Below are 7,331 nucleotides of genomic sequence, written 5' to 3' on the forward strand. Positions count from 1 at the left end.
TGGTCGCAGTCCTCACCCAGTCGACCTGAATCTGGGCGCGGGGATGGTTTCAAAGCGTTGAGCCAACCCGGCGGCCTGGACCGATCGATATCCAGTTCGTCGGGGCCCGCCATGATCATGCGGCATTTACCGCGCAGGAACGTTTCCGATCCGATGGTTCGGCGACTGGTCGATCGTGCGACTTTCGGTGATGGCCATTGGTTTGACCTGGCTCGCCGACGTGGCAATGACCTGCGCATCCCTTGCAAGCAACCGAGATGGATGCGTCCCGCCGTCAGCTTCCCGTTGCTCGCATGGCTTGCGAATGAAGATGCCCCCGGTCGATCTCCCCGCTGCTCAGGGCGTCTGGGCGGTGCCCGATGTGGAACAACCCGTCGATGTGGGGGCAGGCGAACACTGCCATGCCCTTCTCACCTCTGTGACGTTTGCGGACCGTCTTTGCGTCTCCGCGGGTCAGGTATCCCCGGTGTTGACAACGGCCGCACCAGATCCAACGGGTGGATGGGTTGTGGGCGCGGGGATTCATACGGCACGTCCGATCTGGAGATTGAGCCAATCCGACAGCCATCGGATGGCACTGCGGCCGGCGTTGTCGACCACGAGAGTGTTGTAGTTGGTGTGGGCGTTGGAGGCTAAGAAACTTGCGGCACTGAGCCCTTCGCTGACCAGCGAGGCCAGATCATCGGCGCCCTGGGATTGTGAGAGCTCAACAAGTGGATCCGACAGCTGCCACAAGTCCAGGTTCGCGTCCTGGTTCGTGATCGTCGGCGACGCAGCGTGTGTGGTCCTGCCCAGTAGCTCAGGAGCGGTCTTGGTCGGCTTGCCCGAGAGCATGTCGGTCGCTACCGATGCCAGGTCCAATCCGACGGGCAGCAAACCGGTCATCGTCGCAGCGGCCCCCACCGGGTCGGGCGCGATACCGGGAGGGGGAAGTACCTTTTCCACTGCCGACCATGCGATCTCCTGGATCTGACCGACGATCGTGGCCAGCCTGATGACGTCGACATTCGACAGGATCGACGCGACCAACGCCGCGATCTGCGTCGCGCCGGACGGATCCGGGATCACGGCCAGCACCTGCGCTACCCACCGCAAGTCCACACCTGCCGCCATCTCCACCAGCGGCGAGAACTGATTGTTCAACTCCCCGGCCACCTGATGGGCGCCGCGGGCGTCGAGCGCGGCAACCTTCTGCGGAAGCACGGTCAAGTTGTGCAGGATGCCGGGCATATCCAGCGAGCTCACGCCGGTCACGACGTTCAGAACCTGATCGATCACCACCGTCGGTTTGAGCACCGACAACACGCTGCTCGACGACGCAAGCACATCGGCAGGGGCGGACGCCAACGGGCCGATCTGCCCAGTCAACGCGTCAACATTCTCCGTAAGAGCACGCATCTCGGGAGCTGACGTCGGCAGGGACGGTGACTCATTCCCGGTGAGCATTCGTGCCGTGTCAGCGATCTCGACGGCAGCGTCGACGGCACCTGCAAGGTCGGATTCTCCGGCTCGGGTGAGCACGTCGTAGGCGTGATGTTCGGCGGTCCCGACCGGCGCGGCACCGAGTTGTCCGGTCGCCGCCGGGTTCGCCGCCCCGGAGGTAAGAAGGTCGGCCAGCGGAGCAAGAGTCGACTCAATCGACTGCGCACTCGCGGCGACCTGCCCGAAATCGACACTTTGTGCGGTGATCTGCCGGCCGAGCCTTGCAACGTCGGCGCGCAAGGCCGGCAGATCCGCATCGGAGAAGTCCGCGGTCAGCGCGCCGGCAAGCTGTGCGTTGCTGCCAGGCGTGGTGACGTTGCCGAGACTGGGGGTCTTACTCAAGATCGAGCCGAGCGAACCGATCAGAGGGTTCGACGTTTTCTCGATCGAGCAGTACAGATCACCTGGATCGCAGATCGAGGCCACCCGACCCGACAAAGTACCCATCCCCTGGGGCCGTGGATCGGCGATACCGTGTCCGGACGTCCGCGGACCCACCGTCGCGGTCCCCGGTGTTCCGGCGCCCGGATCGGCCAGCAACCCGACGGCAAGCACACGACTCGCATCGACCGGTCCCCTGCCGTTGCCGATATCCGAGGCGAGATCACCCGCAGCATCGGCGCCCTGCGAATAGCCCGTCAGTGTGAACTTCGTACGAGGACACGACTGTGCGACATCCTCGAGCACTCGCGTGGCTCTCGACACCGCGTCCGCCTTGCTGTCCGCGTAGGTGTGGCCGTTGTCGAAGGCACGCGCCATGTAGGGCAGTGTGTACACCTCGACCGCGTCGCCATGGGCACTTTGCAGCGCGTGCGCCACAGGAGCGAGCATGCCCACCGGCACAGCAGGGTCGGCGTTCTCGTCGGTCTCCCACGTCCCGGGGATGAGCAGATTGAACGTCGGCACACAGTCGCTCGTCCCTGTCTGGGCAACCGCGGGAACGGTAGACAGCGTGCAGCCTCCACCGACGATGGTGGTGACGATCAACGCTGCGGTGCGATGGGACTTCGATTGTCGGGCAGGCATGGGTACCTCTGATGGCCGAAAGGACATATGTGTGCCTACGTTCGCTCACACGTCCGATTTCCCCAACGCGGTGAACCGTGTCCCGAAGCCCACTTTCGATCCGTGATCGGCACGATCAGCCGATCTTCAGAGACGGTACGGCGTCCGTTCGCAGCGTGCACGAACTGAAGAAGCTGCCACCGATCGACAACGCGGACCGCTGCTCTCTTGGGCCCGAAAGGCGGCACCGGTGCCTCGATCGTCTGCCCGCAGGCTGTCCCCTTTCGAAGGCGCGACCACGCTCGATCGGATGGAACGATTCACGCACCCGGCGACGAACGGGTCGTCACGCACAGCAGCGACCTGATGTGAGCGAGCATCACACGAACCCGACCGTCAGCCGGAGACATCGCTTTTCGGGCCACTACTTCTCATGCCGGTGACTGCCACCGGAGCTCGCGAACTCTCTTTCAGGTGTCCTGACAACGTCGGGGCCGATAGTCCCCCGCCACCGAATACAAGAGGCACCCGCCACCCCGGCGACAACCAACGAGCTATGCGATGGCGCGCCACCAGTGGTCTTCTTCCTCTTGCCGGTCCAGCACATCGCGATATTCCGCCGCACAGGCGACCGAGCACAACCCGCCATGTTCCTCACCGGCCAGGCGCTGCCGACACACCTCGCACCGAATCATGCGGTCAGCAGGAAACCGGGCCATCCCGAGGATTACGCTGACAACGATCAGGACGGTTGCCGCACAGACGAACACGGCGGCGACACTGGACTCCCGGAACAGAACGGCAACCACTGCACACGCAATGGCTGACGAAGCAACGGCGGCCGGCGCCTGATGAAGATTCACACACCGTGAGTCGCAACCTCGACCCCGACCGTTACCAGCCAGCAGACCACGAGGGCTCACACCAAAGGCCCCAACCGTCACAGCCCGTCGCCACCGACCTCGTGCAGAACAATTCACGTTCGAAAGCGTCGTGTCCCAAGCACAACACAGACGCGAGGCCCCCTCATCGGCTCCCATGAAGGTGGGCAACGGCGACGTACCGCTCAACGTCGGACGCCGAGACCAGCCCGCCTCCCTCTGCAGCCGACACGCCACTCGACATCGGCAGTCTCCCCCGTTCAGTGGGTGTGTGAGCGATGGCCATGCCCCGCAACCGGATCAGACAACGACATAGCCGAGTTCGTGCGCCGCGGTATCAACGGCATCAGCCAGACCCGGATGCGACAAGGGAAGCGACAGCACAGGACGTTGCGGAAACGCATCGGCAGCACGTTCGACGACAGCCACGGACGTGCTACCGGCAAACCGGCCGCGATAGATGACCCCGTCGAGTCCAGGGTGAGCGCGATGGATCGTGCGGGCCCAATGCTGCGAAAGACGGTGCGGTGCGGAATCGAGAGCATGGTTGCCTCCCACCCGAGTGGCCCATGCACCTCCACCGATACCGGATACATCGAGCAACCGCAGAACGCGGGTGAAACGCACACCGGTCAGATAAGGGCCACCGCGATGGCGATCGATCACCCGCGCCGATTGAAACGCTTCCGCCAATGCACCTCGGGGGCTGGACGCGCCGTACCACACACCGTAGCCGGGATGCTCCCCACGCGGGAGCGGATGCTGATCGAACCGCAGAATCGGCCCGAACTCACGCAACGCATTCCATGGAAGAACATGTGAACCGGTCGTACGGTGCACGCGCCACACGATCTCGCTCGGCTGCCACTCGAGTACTTCCTTCGGCAGCAGACCTGCCGCACGAAGCTGCGCGATGGAGGGCGGCGGCGGAAGCATTGCCCCCATCTACGCCGATTCCCACTCGACGGCGGCAAGCACGTCGACCACAATCTCGATCTCTTCAGGTGTGCCTGCGCTGCCGGTCAACCACGCGACGATCGAGACCGGCCGGCCATCGACGACCAATGACGACTGCGGCTGCGTGAGCAGCGTCTGAACCGTCAGCGGGTGCAGGTCCTTCGGGATGTGGGGCATGACTTTGTCGAGGTAAGGCACGGCCCCGCTGTCGGTGAATTGCGCAGGAGGCAACAAGCGGTTACGGCCGGAGTCGAATGCCCACAGGGTACCGTCGGCGATTCGTTGCCTGATGCGAGCCGGCGTGACGCCGAGGCGGACTGCAGCGTCTGCAATGGACAACGAGGTCGCGACGAGGTTGGCCATCCGAACATCGCGATGAACTCGCGCAGCCGTGGCAGCGGCGGGACTCGCGGTGAATCCGGCATCGGTAAGCACGCGTGCGTCGTGCTCGGACAATGCGGGCCCGGCGGGGTTCGCCGTATGGAGGCTCTTGAGGATCTGTACGAGTTGATCACGGCCGATGTCGACTCCGGTCACTTCACGCAAGGCATCTTCGAAATTGAGGTCGCCTCGCAAATAGCGGCTCTCCGTCGTTGCTTCACTCACCACGACCTCCTGATTTGCGATGATTTACGCTCGCAAATACATGATAGCGAACTCGGTTGAGCAGGCACACCCTGACGACTCCCAACACCGGCGCCGGCAGCCACATAGACCCAGAACAACGCGCCACGGCCATCATGCGTCCCTTCCAACGACCATGACATCCCAAACCGGGGTCGACGCCGCCAACACCTTCTCGTCATCGAACAGCGAAGATCGACCCTTCCGACATGGCTGCCGACCAGGATGATCGTCTCCGCAACGATCCCCATCGCCGGCTCGAGCAGACAGTCGATCATCCCACTGGGATATATAGCGTTCGCTCCCCGAGTCGCCGTGCCCCGGAATCAGGGACTCCGGGGCACAGGGCGGGCAGCTTCGAGGGGCGAGCCGCCTGCCAGGACTCGACCACTCCAAAGATGGAGTTGAACATTCGTCACCGCAGCTCGGTCGACGGAGCCACAGCCAGACCGCAACACGCGCGTGGGACGTTGCGGCCGAGGTCACTGTACAAACCCGAGGGGTTCACCTCAGGCCTTCACCCCACCCGTCATGACGGAAGAACCCCGGAGCCGTACTGGCGCCGCGTTGGCACCCCTATCTCCCCTCGGGCGGTTCAGACCTCCGAACTCCCTGAGCTCGCGCTATTCGTCCCCTGCACCAGTGAGACACGCACCCGCCATCCACATCGACGCCAATCTCAGCAAGATCATCGACCGCGGCACTACCAACCCGCCAATGCAACACCACACCCGCTCTCGACCGATTGCCGCCGACTAGCAATTGACTCCCCTCGTACGACCCCACAGACGACTTCGTCAGCGCGTGGGCGATGACAGCCCACCGCCCCGCCGTCCGTGGTCCTCACGCGCGACGCCCCGGGGGGGCTACTACAAGACGCAACAGGACGCCGTGCACATCCCAGGTAGTTTCACCGTCGCGCCAGTGACGAGCCTTGCGCTCCAGCCCCTTCACTACCTACTCATCAACTCCGCCGACGTATGCATTTGGGAACTTCCTTGCTGACGCACTTATCACGGTCGCCGGTGCTTTCGAGCATCATCTCGTGGTCCCTACTGTCCATGCACGCAGGAGGCGGCGCTGGTCCGTCGAAATCGATGGCACACAAGTCTGATTCGCGTCCCTCGGCACGCCCTTGCCACCGTGAGCGATCCGCTATCGGAGCCCATCGACAGTAATGGAAGACGTCGTCAGTATCGAAATCCTGTTCGACCACAGCGCATATGTTGTGCTCGATGTAGCGCTGCACCGCCCGTATCAGAGCGGCATTCGAGATAGACCACACCCGGCGAAAGACGACGGTGCGGTTGCGGACTCGCACATCACCCGAGGGCCTACGCTCTGCCGTGTGCCCCAAGACAGTAACTACCGAAACAGCTGAATGGATAGCGACGACATCGGTCAGCATCGAAGGACGTCGATACTATCGACGCGAGCACCTCACCGCGCCCTTCTTATCCCTGACATTCTGTCCGCGACAAAGATACAAAGGTGCCCTGCCGATCGGATACGGCAGGGCACTCGAGCAGGGTCGTCCAGTTATCGCCACCCGAAGACGGCCACGCATTCTCCCTATTTCCTCATTGTCGATCGCACTGACTCGACCTCCCTAGATTTGGCTCATCACGAGTGCTCCAACCACGGTGGACGAAGACGGGGCGAAGCAGTGAGCCGATGCTTCTGCAGAGAGCTAGCTGTCAGTGAGCAGCGACGTACTCGTCGACGAGGGATTGAGGCAGACGTCCTCGCGCGGGAACCTCGAAACCTTCTTCAACCGCCCACTCTCGAATCTCCTTGGAGCTCGGAGAATTCGGATCGGATGACCGAGCCGTTCCGGCTCGCTTCTTGCGTCCTCCGACGCGGGTCGCACGCTCGACGTAGTAGTCGATCTTCTTCCGGAAGTCGCGAGCGTTCTTCTTGTTCAGGTCGATGGTGTACTCCACCCCATCGACAGCGAAACTGATGGTTTCTCCGTCATCGTCCAACGCAGTTCCATCGATGTCGTCGAAAGTCTCAACGATTGTTCTACGCGCCACAGGTTGATCTCCTCTTCGAATGCATCCGGCCGGAGTCTAAGAGCATGTCTCTTATGGCCTAGATCGTTTGTGCGGCATAATGCACTGCCGTGGTCGATGCGTTGTCTTCCCGGCTGGTACCGGATGCGTTGTGGGAGATCGTCGAACCGTTGCTGCCCGGATTCCGGGCGCGGCCCCAAGGCGGCGGCCGGGCGGCGATCGATGATCGGGCCGTGTTCACCGCTATCGTCTACGTGCTTACCAGCGGCTGTGCCTGGCGGCACCTGCCGCCGTCGTTCGGGGTCAGCGTTCCGACCGCACACCGCCGCTTCACGACCTGGGTTCGGGCCGGGGTGTTCGACGAACT

Annotated in this window: 6 protein-coding genes; 1 reads left to right on the forward strand and 5 read right to left on the reverse strand. The window is 63.0% G+C overall.

The features are described from left to right. Positions 1 to 522: 522 nt before the first annotated feature. From PV766_RS22225 to PV766_RS22245, 5 genes are all read right to left on the reverse strand, one after another. Positions 523 to 2,508 carry a cutinase family protein gene (locus PV766_RS22225; RefSeq protein WP_421097917.1) on the reverse strand — a complete coding sequence of 662 codons (1,986 nt, stop codon included), beginning with the start codon at positions 2,506 to 2,508 and terminating at the stop codon, positions 523 to 525. Positions 2,509 to 3,041: 533 nt separating this feature from the next. Continuing rightward, the gene (locus tag PV766_RS22230) at positions 3,042 to 3,350 is read right to left on the reverse strand and encodes a hypothetical protein (RefSeq protein WP_413768776.1); all 309 of its coding nucleotides are present in this window, start codon (positions 3,348 to 3,350) and stop codon (positions 3,042 to 3,044) included. A 318-nt stretch (positions 3,351 to 3,668) separates the two neighbouring features. Then, positions 3,669 to 4,304: an RES family NAD+ phosphorylase gene (locus PV766_RS22235; protein ID WP_421097919.1), complete on the reverse strand. Its 636-nt coding sequence runs from the start codon at positions 4,302 to 4,304 to the stop codon at positions 3,669 to 3,671. A gap of 9 nt (positions 4,305 to 4,313) precedes the next feature. Then, on the reverse strand, positions 4,314 to 4,931 hold the full coding sequence (locus PV766_RS22240; RefSeq protein WP_413768774.1) for a hypothetical protein: 618 nt from the start codon (positions 4,929 to 4,931) through the stop codon (positions 4,314 to 4,316). A 1,715-nt stretch (positions 4,932 to 6,646) separates the two neighbouring features. After that, entirely contained in the window at positions 6,647 to 6,985 is a 339-nt protein-coding gene (locus PV766_RS22245; RefSeq protein ID WP_192379047.1) for a histone-like nucleoid-structuring protein Lsr2, read from the reverse strand. 89 nt (positions 6,986 to 7,074) lie between these two features. Here PV766_RS22245 and PV766_RS22250 point away from each other — a divergent pair. Then, the coding region (locus PV766_RS22250; protein WP_143533473.1) for a transposase at positions 7,075 to 7,331 on the forward strand (257 nt) is incomplete at its 3' end.

This window comes from Rhodococcus sp. As11 (genome assembly GCF_048957735.1).
In the GTDB taxonomy this organism is placed as follows: Bacteria; Actinomycetota; Actinomycetes; order Mycobacteriales; family Mycobacteriaceae; genus Rhodococcus; species Rhodococcus gordoniae.